This window comes from Streptomyces sp. NBC_01116 (assembly GCF_041435495.1).
Taxonomy (GTDB): Bacteria; Actinomycetota; Actinomycetes; order Streptomycetales; family Streptomycetaceae; genus Streptomyces.
Genome location: NZ_CP108644.1, coordinates 5,013,817 through 5,032,683 on the forward strand (window position 1 = coordinate 5,013,817; position 18,867 = coordinate 5,032,683).

Here is an 18,867-nt window from a genome sequence, read left to right on the forward strand (position 1 = left end):
CGTCGCCGAGGTCCGTTCACGGGGAGGTGGCAGGCAAGTGGTGGAGCAGCTGACGCAGCACGACCCGAGACGGATCGGCCCGTTCGAGGTGCTGGGACGGCTCGGGGCCGGCGGCATGGGGCTGGTCTATCTCGCGCGGTCGGCGTCCGGCCGACGCGTGGCGATCAAGACGGTGCGGACCGAGCTCGCCGAGGACCAGCTCTTCCGGGTCCGCTTCACCCGCGAGGTCGAGGCGGCCCGCGCGGTCAGCGGGTTCTACACCGCCGCCGTGGTCGACGCCGACCCGCGGGCCGCCGTGCCCTGGCTCGCCACCGCCTACGTGCCCGCGCCCTCGCTCGAAGAGATAGTGAACGAGTGCGGTCCCATGCCGACCCAGGCGGTGCGCTGGCTGGCCGCCGGCATCGCCGAGGCCCTCCAGTCCATCCACGGCGCGGGCCTCGTCCACCGCGACCTGAAGCCGTCCAACGTCCTCGTCGTCGAGGACGGCCCCCGGGTGATCGACTTCGGCATCGCGTCCGGCGTCTCCAACACCCGGCTGACCATGACGAACGTCGCCGTCGGCACGCCCGCGTACATGTCGCCCGAGCAGGCCCGGGACTCCCGCAGCGTCACCGGGGCCAGCGACATCTTCTCGCTGGGCTCCACGCTCGTCTTCGCCGCCACCGGGCACGCCCCCTTCCACGGGGCCAACCCGGTCGAGACGGTGTTCATGCTGCTGCGCGAGGGCCCCGACACCGAGGGGCTGCCGGACGACCTGCGGCCGCTGATCGAGTCCTGCATGCAGATGGACGCCACCCGGCGGCCGAGCCCCGCCGACCTCCAGGCCCAGCTCGCCCCGCACCTCTTCGCCTCCGGCAGCGACGACAGCGGCACGGCCTCGGCCTGGCTGCCGTCCCCGGCCACCGCGATGATCGAGCGGCGCAGGGGCGGCGGGCGCACCGCACCGCCCGCCCCGGTGGCGCCCCCGCCGCCCCCTCGGCAGCCCCCCAGGGCCCCGGAGCGGGACACCTCCTGGCGCAGCGGGGCGGACCTGCGCTCACCCTCACCGCTGTCCTCGCCCTCGCCGCTGTCCGGCGCGTCCGGCCCGGCCGCGGGTCCTTCCGCCGCGCCCGACGGCGGGCCCGTCCAATTGCCCGGCGCCAAGGTGCCGATCGGCCCCGGCCCGCGTGCGGGCGAGGGGCGCGGGGCGGCCGCCGCGCACCCGGCGGCCGCGACCGGCTGGGTCCGCCCGCCCGCCGGAGTGAACGGTTCGGCGCCCACCGCCTCCACCGCACCCGTCCCGGCCCCGGGCCCCGCCCCGGACGGCGCGCCCCCCGCCCCCGACCGCTGGCGGCCCTGGCGCTTCCGCATGTCCAACGACGTGTGGGGCACGCCCGTCGTCTCCGGCGACCTGCTGTACGTGACGTCCTTCGAGGTCCACGCGCTGGACGTGGGCAACGGCCGACGCCAGTTCAAGACCCGGGACGTGGCCTGGGCCATGGCCGTCGAGGGCGGCAGGATCCACGCCTCGGACGGCCCCTCGCTGTACGCGCTGGACGCCACGACCGGCGCCGAGCACTGGCGGCTGGCGACCGACGCCTGGGTGTACGCCCTCAAGGCCGACCGGGGCACGGTCCTGACCGCGACCCGGGGCGGCGGCGTCCAGGGCTGGGAGGCGTCCAACGGCGAGAAGCTGTGGGAAGTCACCGGTGCGCAGAGCGACTTCGAGACGGCGGAGTCCGGCCCGGTCATCCACGACGGCACGGTGTACGTCTGGCAGGACGCCCGGCTGCGCGCGCTGGACGCCCGTACGGGCGTCGAGCGCTGGTCGTACCCGATCGGCGACGCGGCCTCCTGCGGCGGCGTCCCGGTCCGCGTCACCCCGGCCCCCGACGGCTACGTCTACATCGCGGCGGGCACCCGGGTGCTGGCGGTGGAGACCGGCTCCGGCCGGGTGCGCTGGCACTTCGAGTCGCCCGCGGTCTTCCTCTCCCCGCCCGCGTTCGCGCCGGGCCCGGCGGTGACCGGCGGCGGGGTCTACCTCGCGGACTACCTCGGCACGGTGTACGCGCTGGACGCGACGACCGGCAAGGACCGCTGGCGGATCGCCACGGAGGCCCGCTCCTCCATCGAGCCGGTGCTGGTCGCGGTGGGCAACGTGCACGTCGGCAGCGGCAGCGCGCTGTACACCCTGGACGCGGTCACCGGCACCCCGAAGTGGCGCTTCGCGGCAGGCGGCGATGTGGTGGGCTCCCCGGTGGTGGCGGAGGGCCGGGTCCACTTCGGCTCGGCGGACCACGTCCTCTACACGCTGGACGCGGCGGGCGGCCAGCTGCGCTGGAAGCTCGCGACGGGCGGCGAGATCACGGGCTCACCCGTGGCGCAGGCGGGCGTGGTCTACGCCTGCAGCAAGGACCGCTGCGTGTACGCCCTGGACGCGCTGAAGGGAACGGGCACGGGGAACAGGGCGCGGGCCTGACCCGGGTTCCGTCCCTCACGCGCCGGCCGGGCTCGATGGCGGGCATGCGAGGCCGGAACCCTCGGCGGGGCGGCCGTCAACCCCGCGGAGGCGGGGGCGGCGGCTGCCGGTGCGGCGGGTGCACCGGGTCCCGGGGGTCCGTCTCCGTCGGCGGGGCCTGCGGGTAGGACCGCGTACGGGGGTCATGGGGGTCGGGCCCCGTGTACGGGTCCACCTCCGGCTCCGGCCACGGCGACGTCTGCACGGACATCCCCGGCTCCTGCGTCGGTGGCCACGTGTCCACCTGATCCGGCGGCGGCGCGGCGTACGGCTCCACCGGCTTCCGCTCCCGCCGGCCCCGCCGGCCGCGACCGCTCATCAGCAGCGCCCCGATCAGCATCAGTACCCCGCCCGCCAGCGCGTTCACCACGCCCACCTGGAGCCCGGACCCGTCCCCGGCCACCACCAGCGACCCCGCGGCCTGCCCCTGGCGGACCATCCACAGGATCGTGAAGCCCAGCACCACCAGCCCGGCGAGGGCGACCACGAGCCGGGACCGGAGCACGACGCCCACGATCACCAGCAGGGCCGCCGCCAGGAACGGCAGCAGCATCGAGACCAGCACCCCGGACTCCGCGGCGGTGATGCCTCCGAAGAGGTCCTCCAGCCGGTAGTCCTGCCCCGCCCGCCCGGCGTACCAGTCGCGGAACGGGCTCAGTACGGCCGAGGCCGCCCCGGCCAGGGCGACGACGGAGCCGAGGACGTTGCGGATCATCGTCAGCCTCCAGGGCGTCGTCCCGCCTGCGCGGGCTTCCCCCGCAGCCGACGCTACGCCGGGACGATCACCCCCGCCACGCGGACGATGACGGGACCGTGACAGGGTCATGACCTGGACAGGGGGTCGTGTGCGGCATGCTGAGGGCGACGACGCACGCCAGCGGCGCGACGTACCGGCAACGAAACTCAAGGGGGGCTGCATCCATGATGCGGCGACAGACGAAGCTCGCAGCGGTCCTGGTCGTGGTGGTGCTCGCGCTCACCGGGTTCTCGACCTCTTCCAGCGGCGGCAAGGGCAAGAGCGGCAAGAGCGGCAGCTCGGGCGGCGGCTGCTCCAGCTCGAAGAAGAGCAACAACGGCTACCGCGACAACGACTTCGACGACGACTACGACGACTCCTCGTCCTCCGGCTCGTCCGGCTCCTACGGAACCCCGACGCCCACCGCGTCCGACGCCCCCGCCTACCGGATCGTCCGCTGCGCCCAGCCCCGCAAGGGCAAGCGCAAGGCGGTCACCTCCTCGCTGATCGAGCTGCGGGCGAACGAGCCGGGCTCGCAGGCGTACGAGATCGACGTGCGGTTCGTCGACGGCCTCGGCAACACCATGGACACCGCCGAGACCACCGTGAACCTCGACGGCGGCGAGGTCCGCACCTTCACCCTGCGGATGGAGAGCCCCCGCAAGGTGTCCAAGGTCAAGGGCTGCGAAGTGACCGTCGAGGTCCTCTGAGGCCGGGAACCCCGCGCGGACGGGTCGGACGGGACGGACAGTGCGGACGGGGCGGATGGACGGGGCTCATCGCACCCGGGCCCCTCGAACGCTCACCGCACCAGGGGCTCCCCGGCCCCGTCCCGTCCCTCGAACAGCTCCGCCTGCCGCTCCGGCGGCAGATTTCCCAGGGCGATCAGCGCCGGGGCCTGCGACATCGCCTGGGCCCTGGCCGCCTCCTTCGCGGACCACACCGCCCGGACCGTGCCCTGTACCGCCTCCTTCGGACAGCGGGCGATCACCGTCGCCGACCGCAGGGCCGCCGCCACCGCGCCGCCCGGCTCCGTCACCTCGCTGACCAGGCCGATCTCGTACGCCCGCCCGGCGCTCAGCCGTTCCGCCGTGCCCATCAGGGACATCCGGGCGACCTCCCCGAACGGCATCCGCTGGGCCATCGCGATGGCCTCGTACGCCGAGACCATCCCGTACGTCGTGTGCGGGTCGAAGAACGTCGCCTCCCGGGACGCGACCACGAACTCCGCCTCGCCCAGCAGATAGAACGCCCCGCCGCAGGCCATCCCCTCCACCGCCGCGATCACCGGCTTCCACAGGTCGTTCGCCTTGGGGCCGATCCGCAGGAGGGGGTCGTCGAGGGAGTACGGGGACGGAGGCTGCGGGACGGTGACGCCCCGGTCGATCCCCGTACAGAACGCTCGTGTCCCGGCCCCGGTGAGGACGACCGCCCGCACCGACTCGTCGTACCGCAACTCCCGCCACAGCGAGGACAGTTCCCCGGCCGTCTCCAGGTCGATCGCGTTGAGCTTCGCCGGCCGGTCCAGGGTGACGAGCGCGACCCCGGTCTCCTCGTCCCGCTCGGTGCGCAGGGCCATCGCTCACCGCTCCAGGAGCCAGCGGACCAGCGTGACGCCGCCGTCGGGCCCCGCCGGGCAGAACACGGCCCGCACCGGAGCACCGATCCGCAGCCGCGCCGGGTCCACCGAGTTCAGCGGGGCGTCCGGGGCGGCGACGACGTTCCCGGCCAGCCGGATCTGCGGGGCCTCCGCCAGCTCGACCAACACCGCGTTGTACGGGGCCTGTTCGGCGTAGGCGGGGAGCAGTGGCGGATGCGGGACCACGTACGACCAGAGCCGGCCGTGCCCGCTCATCTCCCGCCACTCGCTCGCGAACGACCCGCAGTGCGGGCAGCAGGGCCGGGGCGGGAAGCGCAGTTCGCCGCAGGCGGGGGAGGCGCAGGCCTGTACGCGCAGTTCGCCGCGTGCGGCGTACTCCCAGAAGGGTGCGCCGTCCTCGTCCGGGACGGGAAGCAGCAGGGAATCGTTCACGGCCATTCCTCTCAACTCCTCAGCAGTACGGCCGACGTCGGAACGCCCTCGCCGGCGGTGACCAGGCAGGTGGCGGCGTCGGGCACCTGGGCGGTGGAGGTGCCGCGCAGTTGCTTCACTCCCTCGGTGATGAGGTTGAAGCCGTGGACGTACGCCTCGCTGAGCCCGCCGCCCCCGGTGTTGATCGGCAGCCGCCCGCCGCTCTCCAGCGCCCCGCCCTCGGTGAACGCGCCGCCCTCGCCGCGCGCGCAGAAGCCGTAGCCCTCCAGGGAGAGCGGGACGAGCGGGGTGAACGCGTCGTAGATCTGCGCCACTTCGACGTCCTCGGGCCCGAAGTCGGCCTGTTTCCACAGCTGTCGGGCCGCCGTCCAGGCGGGTCCGGTCAGCGGGTCGTCGTTCCAGTAGTTGACCATCCCGTGGTGCTGGGCGGGCAGGCCCTGGGCGACGGAGTGGAGGTAGACGGGCTTGCGCCGGCAGTCGCGGGCGCGTTCGGCGGAGACGATCACACAGGCCAACGCCCCGTCGGTCTCCAGGCAGTTGTCGAAGAGGCAGAGAGGCTCACTGATCCAGCGGGAGGTCATGTACATCTCGCGGGTCAGCGGGCGGTCGTACATGATCGCGTCCGGGTTCTGGTTGGCCCGGTTGCGGCAGGCGAGCGCCACGTTGAAGAGATGGTCGCGGGTGGCCCCGTACTGGTGCATGTAGCGCCGGGCCAGCATGCCGATCTCGTCGGCCGGCCGCAGCAGCCCGTAGGGGCGGGTCCACTGGGCGGGCGTGGGGAGCTGGACGGCCGTGTTCTTCCACGGCCGCGGCCCGGAGCCGCGTTTGCGCGACCGCCAGGCCACGCCGACGCTCGCCTGTCCGGTGGCGACGGCCGCGGCGAGGTGGGCGAGCGTGGCGCAGGAACCGCCGCCGCCGTAGCCGACCTTGGAGAAGAACGTGACGTCCCCGGCGCCGATCGCCTTGGCGACCTCCACCTCGTCGGTCTCCTCCATCGTGTACGAGGCGAAGCCGTCGACCTCGGCGGGGGCGATGCCCGCGTCGTCGAGGGCCGCCAGGATCGCCCGGCAGGCGAGGGTCTTCTCCGATTCGGGAAGCCGTTTCGCGAACGCCGTCTGCCCGATCCCGGCTATCGCCGTCGCGTCCTTGAGCGTTGCCATCCGCTGACCTCCCGCACCGTCGCCCCTGCTGACAGCGGCAGAGGCTACCGCTAATCTGACGGATAGTCAGCTAGTGCGGCGGCAGGAGGGCGCGTGATGCGAGGCGACGAGGAATGGGGCAGCATCCCGGAGCTGGTGCGGGCGGCGGCGCGGCGGTACGGCTCCGCCGAGGCGGTCGCCGACGGTCGCGTCCGGCTCTCGTACGCGGAGCTCGGCGAGCGGGTGGAGCGGGCCGCGGCCGGGTGCCTCGCCTCCGGTGTGGAGCCGGGGGACCGGGTCGCGATCTGGGCCCCGAACACCCTGGACTGGATCGTCTCCGCGCTCGGGGCGGTGACGGCCGGGGCGGTGCTGGTCCCGCTGAACACCCGCTTCAAGGGCACGGAGGCGGCGTACATCCTGCGGAGCAGCCGGGCCCGGCTGCTGTTCGTCACCGGCACGTTCCTGGGCACCTCGTACGTGGCGTCGCTGCGGCGGGCGGAAGTGCGGCTGCCGGACCTGGAACGGGTGGTGGTCCTCGCGGACACGGCCCCCGAGGACTACACGAGCTGGCCGGACTTCCTGGCGGCGGGGGAGAGCGTCCCGTCCTCCGCCGTACGGGAACGGGCGGCGGCCGTCGCGCCCTTCGACCCCTCCGACATCATCTACACCTCCGGCACCACGGGCCGCCCGAAGGGGGCGGTGATCACCCATGCGCAGACGCTGCGGGCGTACGCGATCTGGAGCGATCTGGCGGGCCTGCGCGAAGGCGACCGCTATCTGATCGTCAACCCCTTCTTCCACACCTTCGGCTACAAGGCGGGGATCATCGCCTGTCTGATGCGGGGGGCCACGATGGTGCCGCAGCCGGTGTTCAACGTGGACACGGTGCTGGCGAACATCGCGGCGGAACGGATCTCGGTCCTGCCGGGCCCGCCGACCCTCCACCAGTCGCTCCTGGACCACCCGGCGCGCGACGCGCACGACCTCTCGGCCCTCCGCCTGGTCGTCACGGGCGCTGCGGTGGTCCCCCTCCAGCTCGTGGAGCGCCTGCGCGGGGAACTCCACATCGCGACGGTCCTCACCGCGTACGGCCTCTCCGAGGCGAGCGGCATCGTCACCATGTGCCGCCGGGGCGACGCGCCGGAGGTCGTGGCCACCACGTCGGGCCGCGCGATCCCCGGCACCGAGCTGCGCGTCCTGGCGGAACCGGGCGCTCCGGGCGAGGTGCAGGTCCGTGGCTTCCACGTGATGAGCGGCTACTTCGAGGACCCGGACACGACGGCCGCCACGATGACCGAGGACGGCTGGCTCCGCACCGGCGACGTGGGCGTCCTGGACGCGGCGGGGAACCTGCGGATCACGGACCGGATCAAGGACATGTTCATCGTGGGCGGCTTCAACGCCTACCCGGCCGAGATAGAGCAGCTCCTCGGCCTCCATCCGGACGTGGCCGACGTCGCGGTCATCGGCGTCCCGGACCCGAGGCTCGGCGAGGTCGGCAAGGCCTACGCGGTCCGCCGCCGGGGCGCGACGCTTACCGCGGACGACCTGATCGCCTGGTCCCGCCGCGAGATGGCGAACTTCAAGGTGCCGCGGGCGGTGGAGTTCGTCCCGGAGCTGCCGCGCAACGCGAGCGGCAAAGTGGTGAAGGGGGAGCTGCGGGGGCGGGGGTAGGGGGAATGCCTGTTCGGGTTCACTGGATGGGGTGACGGCGGCTGGGGTGGGGACTTCCTGGCGGTATGGTCGAGGGTATGGCAACCAAGAAGTACACGGTCACCCTGCCGGAGGAGCTGGCGGAGGAGATCCGCAGCGAGGTGGGCCCCGGCGCGTTCAGCGCGTATGTCACCCGGGCCATAGAGCGGCAGCGTGAGCATGACCGGCTGGGCGAGCTGGTCGCCTGGATGCAGGAGAAGGACGGCCCGCTCACCGAGGACGAGCAGGTCGCTGCCGCCGCTGAGCTGCGCGACATCGAGCGGTGGTTCGAGGAACGGGAAGGCGACGGCCGTGGCGATCAGGCGGCTGCCGCCTGATGCAGGACATCTGCTTCGTCCTGGACAGTGAGGCGCTGTCCAGGATCGCGCTGCGGGATCGCACGTTCACCGGCATCCTGACGAAAGCCCACCAGTCGGGCATCCGGGTGGTCACCAGTTCCATGACGCTCATCGAGGCGTACCACGGCAAGATCCGCATGCCGGCCTGGAACTGGGCGATGGCACGGGTGGTCGTCGAACCCGTCACCACGGATATCGCCGACGAGGCGATCCGCCTTCTGCGTGAGGCCGGACTGCACGGCCACACGTACGCCATCGACGCCGCGCTCGCCGCGATCGCGAACCGGCAGCCGGGCCGGACCGCGCTGTTCACGTCCGACGTGGACGACCTGGCGAAGCTGTGCCGGCCAAGGGTTCAGCTGCGCGGCCTGTAGGCACGGTCCCGGACATGCGGGAGGGGCCCGAGCGTCTCCCCCGACCCGGGCCCCTCACACATTCCCCCGTACCGCGACCGCGGCGGCTCCCCCTCGGCGCCACCGCGGCCGCTTCCCCCTGGGGCTCCCGCTCAGCGCGGGTCCGGCCCCGTCATGTGGCTGTCCAAGGGCGTGATCGCGGGCTCGCCCGTCATGTGGCTGTCCAAGGGCTTGACCGTGGGCTCGCCCGTCATGTGGCTGTCCTCGGGCTTGATGTCGCCGGTGGTCCCGGGCTGGACCTGGGGCGGCTTGATCTTCTTCGCTTCGCTCATGGGTGAACTCCGTTACTCGGTGCAGGGGCTGTTGGCGAAGCCCGTCCGGCTGCTCCCCCGTGGGCTGCCGGACGGGCTATTCAGAGCCGTTCACCTTAGTGCTCGGTTCCACTGCCGAATCGTCTGCCCCCCGACGCGACGTTTCGACAGAGGCAAGACTGCACCGCGGCGATAAACGAACGATGAACGTGACTCAGCTCTCGCTGGGGGCACCCGTCTTGGAGAGCAGACGGGAGACGGCCTCGCTCTCGGGAGCCTTCAGCTGTTCGAAGACGGAGAGCGCCTCCCGCCAGCAGACCTGCGCCCGGTCGGCCTGCCCTATGCCGTGGAGCGCCTGGCCCAGCACCGTGAGCACATTCGCGCGCCGCCACTCGCCGCCTATGTGGAGCAGCACGGTGAGCGCCTGTTCCGCCAGGGCGGCGGCCTGCGCGGGGCGCTCGACGGTGAGTTGCACCTCGGCCAGGCGGAACAGCGTCATTCCCTCCCAGAGGCGCTGGCGGCTCTCCCGGAACACGGCCAAGGCCTCGGTGAGCCGCACTTGCGCCTCCTCCGGCCGGTTCGCGCGCGCCAGGGCCAGCCCCAGGGCGTAGCGGCCGTTCGCCAGGCGCAGGGTGAGGCCCATCCGGTTGTAGAGAGCGACGCCCTCGCCCGCCAGCCTCACCGCACTGGCCGTCCGGCCCATGGCGAGATGGACGCGGGAGAGATTGCACAGGGCACTTGCCTCGCCGGCGTGGTTCCGGTCCGCGCGAAACGCGGTGCACGCCCGCCGGAGCAGGGCCTCGGCTTCCTCCTGCTGGTTGCGGTAACCGGCGATGATGCCCAGTTCGTTCGGCGCGTTGCAGTGCGTCCACACGTCGTCCACCGAAGGGGCCAGCAGCATGGCCTCGCGTGCCTCGTCCTCCGCCTGGTCGAAGCGACCGGCCATGCTGTGCACCTGTGCGAGTGTCGTCCGCGCCCTCGCCTCGGCATGGGGGTCGCCGGCCTCGACCGCGGCGTCCCTCACCACGGTGGCCGCGGATTCGAACTGACGCGCGTTCGCCCCTGACTCGGCGAGGTCCTTCGCGGCCAGCAGGAGGTCGACCGCACGCCGTATCGAGCGGGGAGCACGATTCTGCTGGACACAGGAGAGCAGGCAACTCGCCTCCGTGTAGAGCCAGTCGAGGGCTCGGCGGTGATCGGTGAACGAGAGCCCCTCGTGCTCCGTCCCTTCCAGGTGGTCCACGGTCCGGTCCCCCGGCCGCTCCAGCGCGTACACCCCCGCCGCCGTGGCCAGATAGAAGTCCAGCAGCCGTGACAGCGCCCGCTCCCGTTCCACCGGCCGTTCGTCCCGCTCGGCGCACGCACGCGCGTAGAGGCGCACCAGGTCGTGGTAGCGGTAGCGGCCCGGGGCGGCGGACTCCACCAGGCTCGTGTCGACCAGGGCCTCCAGGAGGTCCTCCGCCACGTGCGGGTCCAGGTTCAGCAGGGCCGCCGCCGCGGCCAGGGAGATGTCCGGGCCGTCCGCGAGGCCCAGGAGGCGGAAGGCGCGGGCCTGGGCCCGTTCCAGCTGGCCGTAGCCCAGTTCGAACGTGGCCTTCACCGCGAGGTCGCCCGCCTGGAGCTCGTCCAGCCGGCGGCGCTCGTCCGCGAGCTTGGCGGCGAGGACCGAGACCGTCCAGGTGCGGCGCGCGGCGAGGCGCGAGGCGGCGATGCGGATGGCCAGGGGCAGGAAGCCGCACGCGGCCACCACGTCGAGGGCCGCCTCGCGTTCCGCGCCGACCCGTTCCGCGCCGACGATCCGGGTGAAGAGCTGGAGCGCCTCCTCCGGCGACATCACGTCCAGGTCCACCAGATGCGCCCCGGCCAGGTCCACCATCCGCACCCGGCTCGTCACCAGCGCCGCGCACCCCGGCGTACCGGGCAGCAGCGGGCGGATCTGGGCGGCGTCGTGGGCGTTGTCGAGGAGGATCAGGATGCGGCGGCCGTCGAGCGTCGAGCGGTACAGCGCGGCCCGCTCGTCCAGAGTGTCGGGGATCGCCGAGTCCGCCGTGCCGAGCGCCCGCAGGAACGAGCCGAGGACCGTCTCCGGCTCGGCCGCCCGCGCTCCCGCGCCCTGGAGGTCGACGTAGAGCTGCCCGTCGGGGAAGTGCCGGCGGGCCTGGTGGGCGACGTGCACGGCCAGCGTCGTCTTGCCGACGCCGCCGATCCCGGCGACCGCGGAGACGGCCATCACCGAGTTCTCGGCGGTGGCCAGCCGGTTGCCCAGCTCGGACACGAACGCGGACCGGCCGGTGAAGTCCGGCACCGTGGCGGGAAGCTGCGCGGGCCGCAGCGGCGCGGGCGCGGGGGCCGGCTCGTCCGTCGGGCGGGCCAGCTCCTCGTCGGCGCGCAGGATGCGCTGCTGGAGCTGGGCCAGCTCGGGGCGCGGGTCGACGCCCAGCTCCTCCGCGAGGAGCCGGCGGGTGTCCGCGTACACCGCGAGGGCCTCGGCCTGCCGGCCGCTGCGGTACAGCGCCACCATCAGCAGCTCGCGCAGTCTCTCGCGCAGCGGGTGCGCGGCGGTGAGCGCGGTCAGTTCGGAGACGGCCTCCGCGTGGCAGCCGACCTCCAGGTCCAGATCGAGCCGCGTCTCGGTGAGCTGGAGCCGCCACTCCTCCAGCCGGGTCCGCTGGTTGTCCGCGTACGGGCCGGGCACCGAGGCCAGCGCCTCGCCGTCCCACAGGCCCAGCACCTTGTTGATCAGGGTGCGCGCCTGGAAGCGGTCCCCGGCGACGCGGGCCTTCTCCGCCTCGGCCGCCAGGTCCTGTGCCAGCGTCAGGTCGAGCGCGGTCCGCCCGGTCCGGATCGCATAGCCGCCGGACTCGCTGACCAGGGTGTCCTGGCCCAGGATCTTGCGCAGCCGCGAGGCGTACGTCCGGATCGTGGCCAGCGCCTGCGAGGGCGGGTCCTCGCCCCAGAACGCGTCGATCAGCTCGCCCGCGGTGGCCGTCCGGCCCTCGCGCAGCAGCAGCGCGGCCAGCAGGGCGCGCTGCTGGGGCGAGCCGGACGAGAGCAGCTGCGGGCCCCGCCAGGCCCGTACGGGACCGAGCACGGTGAACCTGAGGGCGTCCGCCGTAACCGGTTTCTCCGGAGCACGCTGCTCCGGTACGCGCACGCGTGGCCCGTTGTCACGGTCCATTGATGCCCCCTGTCCTGCTCGCCTGCCGGTCCCGCTCGTCTGCGGATCCTGCCGGTGCTGCCCGCGTCCGTATGTCCGCCCGTGCGTCGAAGTGCGGTATGCATCCGGATGGCGCGGTACCGCTGGTATCGCGCTCAACAGTCTGCCTTGTCTCGGGCGGGCTCGTCAGCAGTGGGTGACGCTCTGCACAAGCCCTCGACAACGATTCGGGAACCGTGTCCCGTGCCGTGCGCCGTCCCGGGTCCGTGCCGTGTCCCGTCCCGATCCGCGCACGATAGCTGACGGTTCGTCAGATCAGCGCTACCGTGGAACGCATGGAGACCTTCCCGAAGATCATCTCGGTGGACGACCACACGGTGGAGCCCGCTCATGTCTGGCGGGACCGGCTCCCGTCCAGGTATGCGGACTCCGGGCCGCGCGTCGTCCGCGCACCACTGAAGGAAATGACCTTCATGGGCGGCAAGTTCGCGCCCGTGATGGGTGCGAAGGGCGACGACGGGCCGGTCGGCGACTGGTGGGTGTACGAGGACCTGCACCGCCCGCTGACCCGCCTGGACACCGCCGTCGGCTACGACAGGGACGAGATCAAGCTGGAGATCATCACCTACGAGCAGATGCGGCCGGGCTCGTTCTCGGTCCCGGAGCGGCTCGCCGACATGGACGTCAACCACGTCCAGTCCGCCCTCTGCTTCCCGACCTTCCCCCGGTTCTGCGGACAGACGTTCACCGAGGCGAGCGACCGCGAGCTGGGGCTCCTCGGGGTGCGCGCGTACAACGACTGGATGGTGGAGGAGTGGTGCGGCCCCGAGGCGCACGGCCGCCTCATACCGCTCACGCTCGTCCCGCTGTGGGACGCGCGGCTCGCCGCCGCCGAGGTCCGGCGCAACGCGGCACGGGGCGTGCGCGCGGTCGCATTCTCCGAGATACCTCCCCATCTCGGGCTTCCGTCCATACATGCGGACGACTGGGATCCGTTCCTCGCCGCCTGCGACGAGACGGGGACCGTGATCGCCATGCACATCGGCTCCTCGTCGAGGATGCCGTCCACCTCCGCCGACGCCCCGCCCGCGGTCGGCTCCACCATCACCTTCGCCAACTGCTGCTTCTCGATGGTCGACTGGTTGATGAGCGGCAAGTTCGAGCGCTTCCCCAACCTGAGGATCATGTACGCGGAGGGCCAGATCGGCTGGATCCCGTACATCCTGGAGCGCGCCGACGTCGTCTGGGAGGAGAACCGGGCCTGGGGCGGTGTCGCCGAGAAGGTCCACCGGCCGCCGTCCGAGCTGTTCGCCGAGCACGTCTACGGCTGCTTCTTCGACGACGCCTTCGGGCTGAAGAACCTCGACGCGATCGGCGTCGGCAACGTGCTGTACGAGACGGACTACCCGCACTCCGACTCCACCTGGCCCCGCTCCCGCGAGGTCGGCGAGGAGCAGATGGGCCACCTGGCCCCGGACGTCGTCGACCGGATCGTGCGCGGCAACGCGATCGAGCTGCTGGGGCTCACCGAGGACGGGCTCTGGGCGGGGGCGTAGAACCCGAGGCCGGCGCGTACGGGGAGGGGGCGGTGTGCTCCCTCCCGGTACGCACGGTGCGCACCGGATCGGGAGGGGGCGGCGTGCCCCTCCCCGTACGCACCGGACCGGATCAGGCCTTCGTCACCGGCTCCTGGAGTTCCGTCACCCAGCTCTCCCGGTCCGGCGGGCACTCCAGGTTGACCTCGCGGCTGTAGCCGGTGGAGCGGTAGCCGTTGGCGTCCAGCCAGCGGGCCAGGGTGTGGGTCGTCGACAGGACGTCGTCCATCGCGCCCCGGTGCACGATCGTGGCCGCCTCGAACGGCGGCAGCTCCACCACCCGCACCTCCGTGTCCCCGACCGCGCCGACCGGGGCCGACACCGTCACCCCGGCGTGCACGGCGATCGCGCCGCCGCCCTCGGGGGCGTCCTCGTACCGCGCGATCCCGGGACCGGTGGGCCGGAGTCCGGCGCCCTCCAGGAGCGGGAGGAGCCGGTCGTACAGCGGTCCGATGACCGGTCCGATGTCCTGCGGCTGGTAGCTCGCGGCGGTCCCGGTCAGCTCGGCCACCCGGACCGCCGGAACGGTCTTGATCACAACGTCGTCGGCAGGCATGTGCCCCTCGCTCTCGATCGACCGGAGCCTCGCCTCGACCCGGGCCAGCCGCGCCGACGCGGCCGCCACCGCCTCCGCCAGCTCGGCCCGGCGCAGCCGCAGCATGCCGCGCAGTTCCTCCGGGCCCACCCGCTCGTCCAGGACCGCCCCCACCTGCTGGAGCGTGAAGCCGAGGTCCTTGAGCGCGATGATCCGGTTGAGCCGGGCAGGGGCCTCTCTTTCGGATCATGCCGGACCAGGGAGAGGCCCGAGCTGGGCCGCGCCGTAGAGGCGGTAGCCGGTGGCGGGGTCGGTGCGGTCGGGGGTCAGCAGTCCGATGGCGTCGTAATGGCGCAGCATCCGGGGTGACACCCGTCCGTACCTGGCGAAGTCTCCGATGGTGAACATGATGGCTCCACTGCACCCCTTCACACGGGGTGAAGGTCAAGCGTCGTCGGGGCGGGTTTCTCCGGAGGCTCCGTCAGCCGTGCCGTTTCGGGTCCAGCAGCTGTTCGCGCAGGGCGGTCAGCTGGTGCGAGGAGCCGACGGCCCGGTCCTCGTCCAGGGTGGCCAGCGCCAGCAGCAGCGCGTCGGCCACCAGCAGCCCGGTCAGGGACTCCGCCGTTATGCCGGTCGGCGTGTGCGGCGCGGTGAGCACCGCATCGACCCGGTCCGCGTACGCCTCGCCCAGCTCGTCCGTCACCAGGACCACCTTCGCGCCGACCGAGCGGGCCCGTTCCATCAGGACCGACAGCTCCATCAGCCGCCGTCCCGGCTGGAAGATCACCACCGCGTCGCCCTGCCCGAGCGCCAGCAGCTGGTCCGCCAGCGCGAACCCGGTCTCCGAGACGGCCCGGGCCCGGCGGCCGATCCGGCCGAGCGCCAACGCCAGGTGCCGCGCGCCCGGTTCGGAGGCGGCGACCCCGTAGGCGAAGACCTCGCGGGCCTCGGCGAGTGCGGCGACCGCCCGCTTCAGGGAGTCCGGGCCGGTCAGCCGGCGGGCCTGGTCGATGCGCTCCTGGGCCTCGTCGAAGACGTCGGTCCAGATGGCGTCCAGGTCCTGGCCCACGTGCGCGATGCGCCGCTTGAGCCGGACCTCGGGGGCGACGGCCGAGGTGAAGTCGTTGGCCAGCTCCCGCTTGAGCGCCGGGAGACCGGCGTACCCGAGGCGTTGCAGGGCCCGTACGACGGTGGCGTTGCTGGTGGAGCTGGCCGCGCCGAGCTGCTGCGCGCTGGCGAAGAGCAACTGCTCGACCGGCGCGCTCACCAGGTACTGGGCCACGGCCCGTTCAGAAGCGGACAGATCGTTCCATTGGTCACGAATAGCGGCACGGAGGCGCGTCGCTCCGGTCTCGTTCTCTGGAATTTCCATTACAAGCATTGACTTCCGTGTGACCGACGTTACTGTCCTGGGCAGAACGTTCCAAAGGGAACGCATTCTGAAATCGACGTTACAGGACCGTGCCGGTCCCCGTCCGTCGGTCGCCGAAGCGTTCCGTCGCGAGGAGAAGAATGGCACCCCTTCCCACGGAGTCCACCCCCGTCCCCACGGATTCCGCACCCCCGCCCACGGATTCCGCCGCCCGGGTCCTCCCCGTCATCGAGATCTCCGGTTCCCCGCTGGAGCGCGGACGGCAGTACGGCGAGGCCGTCCGCCCCCGACTGCACGCCGCCCTCGCCTACTACGAGGAGGCGTTCGGCCGCTCCGCCGGGCTCACCTGGGACAAGGTCACCGCCCGCGCCGCCCGCTGGCTGGAGCCCGTGAACGCCTACGCCCCCCACCTCGTGGAGGAGATGCGGGGCATCGCCGACGGCGCGGGCACCGGCCTCCTGGACGTCCTCGCGCTGAACGCCCGCGGCGAGGTCATCTACGACAAGTCCTTCGCCGAGATCGCCGCCGACGGGGCAGCGGAGGGGCCGGCCGACGAGGAACCCGCCGAGGGCTGCACCTCGTTCGCCGCCTACGGCCCGGCCAGCGGCGACGGCCACGTCTACGCCGGGCAGAACTGGGACTGGCGCGCCGGGGTCGCCGACACCGTCGTCATGATCCGGATCGTCCAGCCGCCCAAGCCGACCCTGATCATGCAGGTGGAGGCCGGACAGATCGGCCGCCAGGGCGCCAACTCCGCCGGGATCGCCTTCAACGCCAACGGCCTCGGCGGCCGGTTCGACGACCGGATCGGGCTGCCCCAGACCGTCGTCCGGCGCACCGTCCTCGACCAGGACAACATCGCCGACGCCCTCGACGTGCTCTGCCGCACCCGCGCCCACATCGCCAGCAACGCCCTCCTCACCTGCCGCGAGGGCTTCGCCATCGACCTGGAGACCACCCCCGCCGGACACGGCTGGATGTATCCGACCGACGGCCTGCTGGTGCACGGCAACCACTACCAGGCGGGCATCCCCGCCCCGCTCGCCGCCGCCGGCTACCGCCCGATGTCCTCCGACTCCCTGGTCCGCGTCCCCCGCGCCGAACAGGGCCTGGCCGCCCTGCGCCACTCCACCGGACCCGACGAGTCCCGCGAGCTGATCCGCCGGGCCATGTCCGACCACCTCGGCCACCCCGAGTCCCTGTGCACGCACCCCGACCCGCGCCGGCCGGCCGTCGAGCACTGGACCACCCTCGTCTCCTCCCTCGCCGACCTCACCACCGGCGACTACCACGTGACCGCCGGAACCCCCTGCGACCGCGCGTACCAGCACCTTCCCTGGAACCTCTACGACGGCCCGCACGGCGGCCCGGAACCGACAGGAACCCAGCCATGACCCACCGCACCCCCTCCGCCGTCCCCTGTCCGCCCGCCACCGGGGACCGCCGCGCGCTGCGCCGCGGTGCCCCGGTCGCCGGAGCCGTCGTCGCCGCCCTGCTCGTCGCCGGATGCAGCGGGGCCACCAAGCCCGCCGGCAGCGGATCGGCCGCCGACGCGGCGAAGCTCACCCTCACCCCGACCACGGCCGCCGCGAAGGGCGAACTCCCCGAAGCCCGCTGGCTCCTGGAGGACGAACCGGACTCCCTCGACCTGGACACCCAGGGCTCCAGCGCCGGCCGCGTCGTCCTCACCAACGTCTGCGAGCGGCTCTACCAGCTCCAGCCGGACATGACGACGAAGCCCTTCCTCGCCGAGAGCGTCGAAACGCCCGACGACACCACCCTCGTCCTGAAGCTCCGCTCCGGCGTCACCTTCCACGACGGCACCCCGATGACCGCCGACGACGTGCTCTGGAGCCTCCAGCGGCACGCCGACCCGGACATGGAGCAGGGCGACGAATTCGAGAACGTCGCCTCCATCAAGAAGACCGGTGAGAAGGAGATCACCCTCTCCTTCAAGGCCCCCGACGCCCTCTTCCTCAAGGCGCTCGCCGGGGACGCGGGCATCGTCTGGAACAAGGAGCAGGTCGAGAAGGCGGGCCGGGACTTCGGCACCCCCGGTCAGCCCGACGCCTGCACCGGCCCCTACCGGCTCGCGAACTGGAAGTCCGGCGACTCCATCACCATCGAGCGCTACGACGACTACTGGGGCGAGGCGCCGCTGACGCGGCGCGTCACCTTCCGCTGGGCCACCGACAGCGCCCTGGTCAACGCGCTCACCACCGGGGCCGCCGACGGCGCGTACGCCGAATCGCCCAACACCGCCGCCGCCCTCGCCGGCAAGAAGGGCATCACCCAGCACTACGGCCCCTCCACCTCCTCCCTCGTCCTCATCCCCACCGCACGCGGCGGACTGAAGGACCCGGCCGTGCGCCGCGCGCTCTCCCTCGCACTCGACCGCAAGGGCATCGCCGCCTCCGGCTACGGCGGGATGGTCCAGCCCTGGTCCACCCCGGTCGGCTCCGGCGCCTGGGGCTACGAGAAGCCGGTCTTCGAGGCCGCCCGGCGCGCCGCAGACCCGGTCGCCCCCGCGAGCCCCGACGCCGAGGACATCGCCGCCGCGAAGAAGCTGGTGAAGGACTCCGGCGCCGACGCGGGCACGCCGATCGTCATCGGCACCGACGCCAGCCAGGGCCGTACCGTCGTCGCCAACGCCGTCCGGGCCGCCCTCCAGCGGATCGGGCTCACCGGGCAGATCAAGACCGTGCCCACCGCCCAGTTCGAGCAGTTCTACAGCGACCCCGGGATCCGCGGCGAGATCGACGTCCTGGTCGGCGACTGGTACATCTCCAAGGCCGACCCGATCGGCTTCTACGACAACGCGCTCACCGGCTCCTCCAACAACTGGGTCGGCTTCGCGGACCCCGCCTACGACGCCACCGTCAAGAAGGCGCTCGCCACCCTCGACGACGCCGAGCGCGCGAAGCTCGCCGCCGAGGTCCAGAAGAAGTTCACCGACGCCGCCGTCTGGATCTCCGTCGCCCAGGTCCCCTCCGTCCTCGTCCTCGACGAGAAGCTGACCGGACCGCCCGCCTCCATGGCCTACCTCTACTACCCGTGGGCCGCCGACCTCGGCGCCAAGAAGGGCTGAC

At 72.7% G+C, this 18,867-nt stretch carries 15 protein-coding genes and 1 pseudogene; 8 read left to right on the forward strand and 8 right to left on the reverse strand.

The window, feature by feature from the left end:
- Positions 1-37: 37 nt before the first annotated feature.
- Positions 38-2,458, forward strand: a complete 2,421-nt coding sequence (locus tag OG245_RS22000; protein WP_371625201.1) for a serine/threonine-protein kinase — start codon at positions 38-40, stop codon at positions 2,456-2,458.
- Between the two features lie 76 nt (positions 2,459-2,534).
- Here the strand turns inward: OG245_RS22000 and OG245_RS22005 are convergent, their stop codons facing one another.
- A complete protein-coding gene (locus OG245_RS22005) occupies positions 2,535-3,212 on the reverse strand; it encodes a hypothetical protein (protein WP_371625202.1) in 678 nt (225 codons plus the stop codon).
- Between the two features lie 206 nt (positions 3,213-3,418).
- Between OG245_RS22005 and OG245_RS22010 the strand changes: the two genes are divergently transcribed.
- The gene (locus OG245_RS22010; protein ID WP_371625203.1) at positions 3,419-3,943 is read left to right on the forward strand and encodes a hypothetical protein; all 525 of its coding nucleotides are present in this window, start codon (positions 3,419-3,421) and stop codon (positions 3,941-3,943) included.
- A gap of 92 nt (positions 3,944-4,035) precedes the next feature.
- On the opposite strand, the gene OG245_RS22015 is transcribed toward OG245_RS22010, so the two are convergent.
- From OG245_RS22015 to OG245_RS22025, 3 genes are read right to left on the reverse strand one after another with little or no spacing between them, the layout of a single operon-like run.
- A complete protein-coding gene (locus tag OG245_RS22015; protein ID WP_371625204.1) occupies positions 4,036-4,812 on the reverse strand; it encodes an enoyl-CoA hydratase/isomerase family protein in 777 nt (258 codons plus the stop codon).
- Positions 4,813-4,815: 3 nt separating this feature from the next.
- Positions 4,816-5,271, reverse strand: coding sequence for a Zn-ribbon domain-containing OB-fold protein (locus OG245_RS22020; RefSeq protein WP_371625205.1), 456 nt, complete (start codon positions 5,269-5,271; stop codon positions 4,816-4,818).
- 5 nt (positions 5,272-5,276) lie between these two features.
- Positions 5,277-6,425, reverse strand: coding sequence for a lipid-transfer protein (locus tag OG245_RS22025; protein WP_371625206.1), 1,149 nt, complete (start codon positions 6,423-6,425; stop codon positions 5,277-5,279).
- Between the two features lie 96 nt (positions 6,426-6,521).
- On the opposite strand from OG245_RS22025, the gene OG245_RS22030 reads away from it, so the two are divergent.
- The 3 genes from OG245_RS22030 to OG245_RS22040 all read left to right on the forward strand — a co-directional run bounded on the left by OG245_RS22030 (position 6,522) and on the right by OG245_RS22040 (position 8,829).
- On the forward strand, positions 6,522-8,078 hold the full coding sequence (locus tag OG245_RS22030; RefSeq protein ID WP_371625207.1) for a FadD3 family acyl-CoA ligase: 1,557 nt from the start codon (positions 6,522-6,524) through the stop codon (positions 8,076-8,078).
- 77 nt (positions 8,079-8,155) lie between these two features.
- Complete coding sequence (locus tag OG245_RS22035; protein ID WP_371625208.1) at positions 8,156-8,434, forward strand: hypothetical protein; 279 nt, start codon at positions 8,156-8,158, stop codon at positions 8,432-8,434.
- The gene (locus tag OG245_RS22040) at positions 8,434-8,829 is read left to right on the forward strand and encodes a PIN domain-containing protein (protein ID WP_371625209.1); all 396 of its coding nucleotides are present in this window, start codon (positions 8,434-8,436) and stop codon (positions 8,827-8,829) included. The genes OG245_RS22035 and OG245_RS22040 overlap by 1 nt, the downstream gene beginning before the upstream one ends.
- A 131-nt stretch (positions 8,830-8,960) precedes the next feature.
- On the opposite strand, the gene OG245_RS22045 is transcribed toward OG245_RS22040, so the two are convergent.
- Complete coding sequence (locus tag OG245_RS22045; RefSeq protein WP_371625210.1) at positions 8,961-9,140, reverse strand: hypothetical protein; 180 nt, start codon at positions 9,138-9,140, stop codon at positions 8,961-8,963.
- 193 nt (positions 9,141-9,333) lie between these two features.
- Complete coding sequence (locus OG245_RS22050; RefSeq protein ID WP_371625211.1) at positions 9,334-12,297, reverse strand: BTAD domain-containing putative transcriptional regulator; 2,964 nt, start codon at positions 12,295-12,297, stop codon at positions 9,334-9,336.
- 314 nt (positions 12,298-12,611) lie between these two features.
- Here OG245_RS22050 and OG245_RS22055 point away from each other — a divergent pair, with 314 nt between their 5' ends.
- A complete protein-coding gene (locus tag OG245_RS22055) occupies positions 12,612-13,832 on the forward strand; it encodes an amidohydrolase family protein (RefSeq protein ID WP_371625212.1) in 1,221 nt (406 codons plus the stop codon).
- 112 nt (positions 13,833-13,944) lie between these two features.
- On the opposite strand, the pseudogene OG245_RS22060 reads toward OG245_RS22055, so the two are convergent.
- Both OG245_RS22060 and OG245_RS22065 read right to left on the reverse strand, forming a co-directional pair.
- Positions 13,945-14,814 (reverse strand): annotated as a pseudogene (locus OG245_RS22060) (MerR family transcriptional regulator).
- A 73-nt stretch (positions 14,815-14,887) separates the two neighbouring features.
- Complete coding sequence (locus tag OG245_RS22065; protein WP_371625213.1) at positions 14,888-15,787, reverse strand: MurR/RpiR family transcriptional regulator; 900 nt, start codon at positions 15,785-15,787, stop codon at positions 14,888-14,890.
- Between the two features lie 131 nt (positions 15,788-15,918).
- Here OG245_RS22065 and OG245_RS22070 point away from each other — a divergent pair, with 131 nt between their 5' ends.
- Both OG245_RS22070 and OG245_RS22075 read left to right on the forward strand, forming a co-directional pair.
- Positions 15,919-17,172 (forward strand): C45 family autoproteolytic acyltransferase/hydolase, encoded by a 1,254-nt coding sequence (locus tag OG245_RS22070; protein ID WP_371625214.1) that lies wholly within the window; start codon positions 15,919-15,921, stop codon positions 17,170-17,172.
- Positions 17,169-18,866, forward strand: coding sequence for an ABC transporter substrate-binding protein (locus tag OG245_RS22075; RefSeq protein ID WP_371625215.1), 1,698 nt, complete (start codon positions 17,169-17,171; stop codon positions 18,864-18,866). The genes OG245_RS22070 and OG245_RS22075 overlap by 4 nt, the downstream gene beginning before the upstream one ends.
- Position 18,867 lies beyond the last annotated feature (1 nt).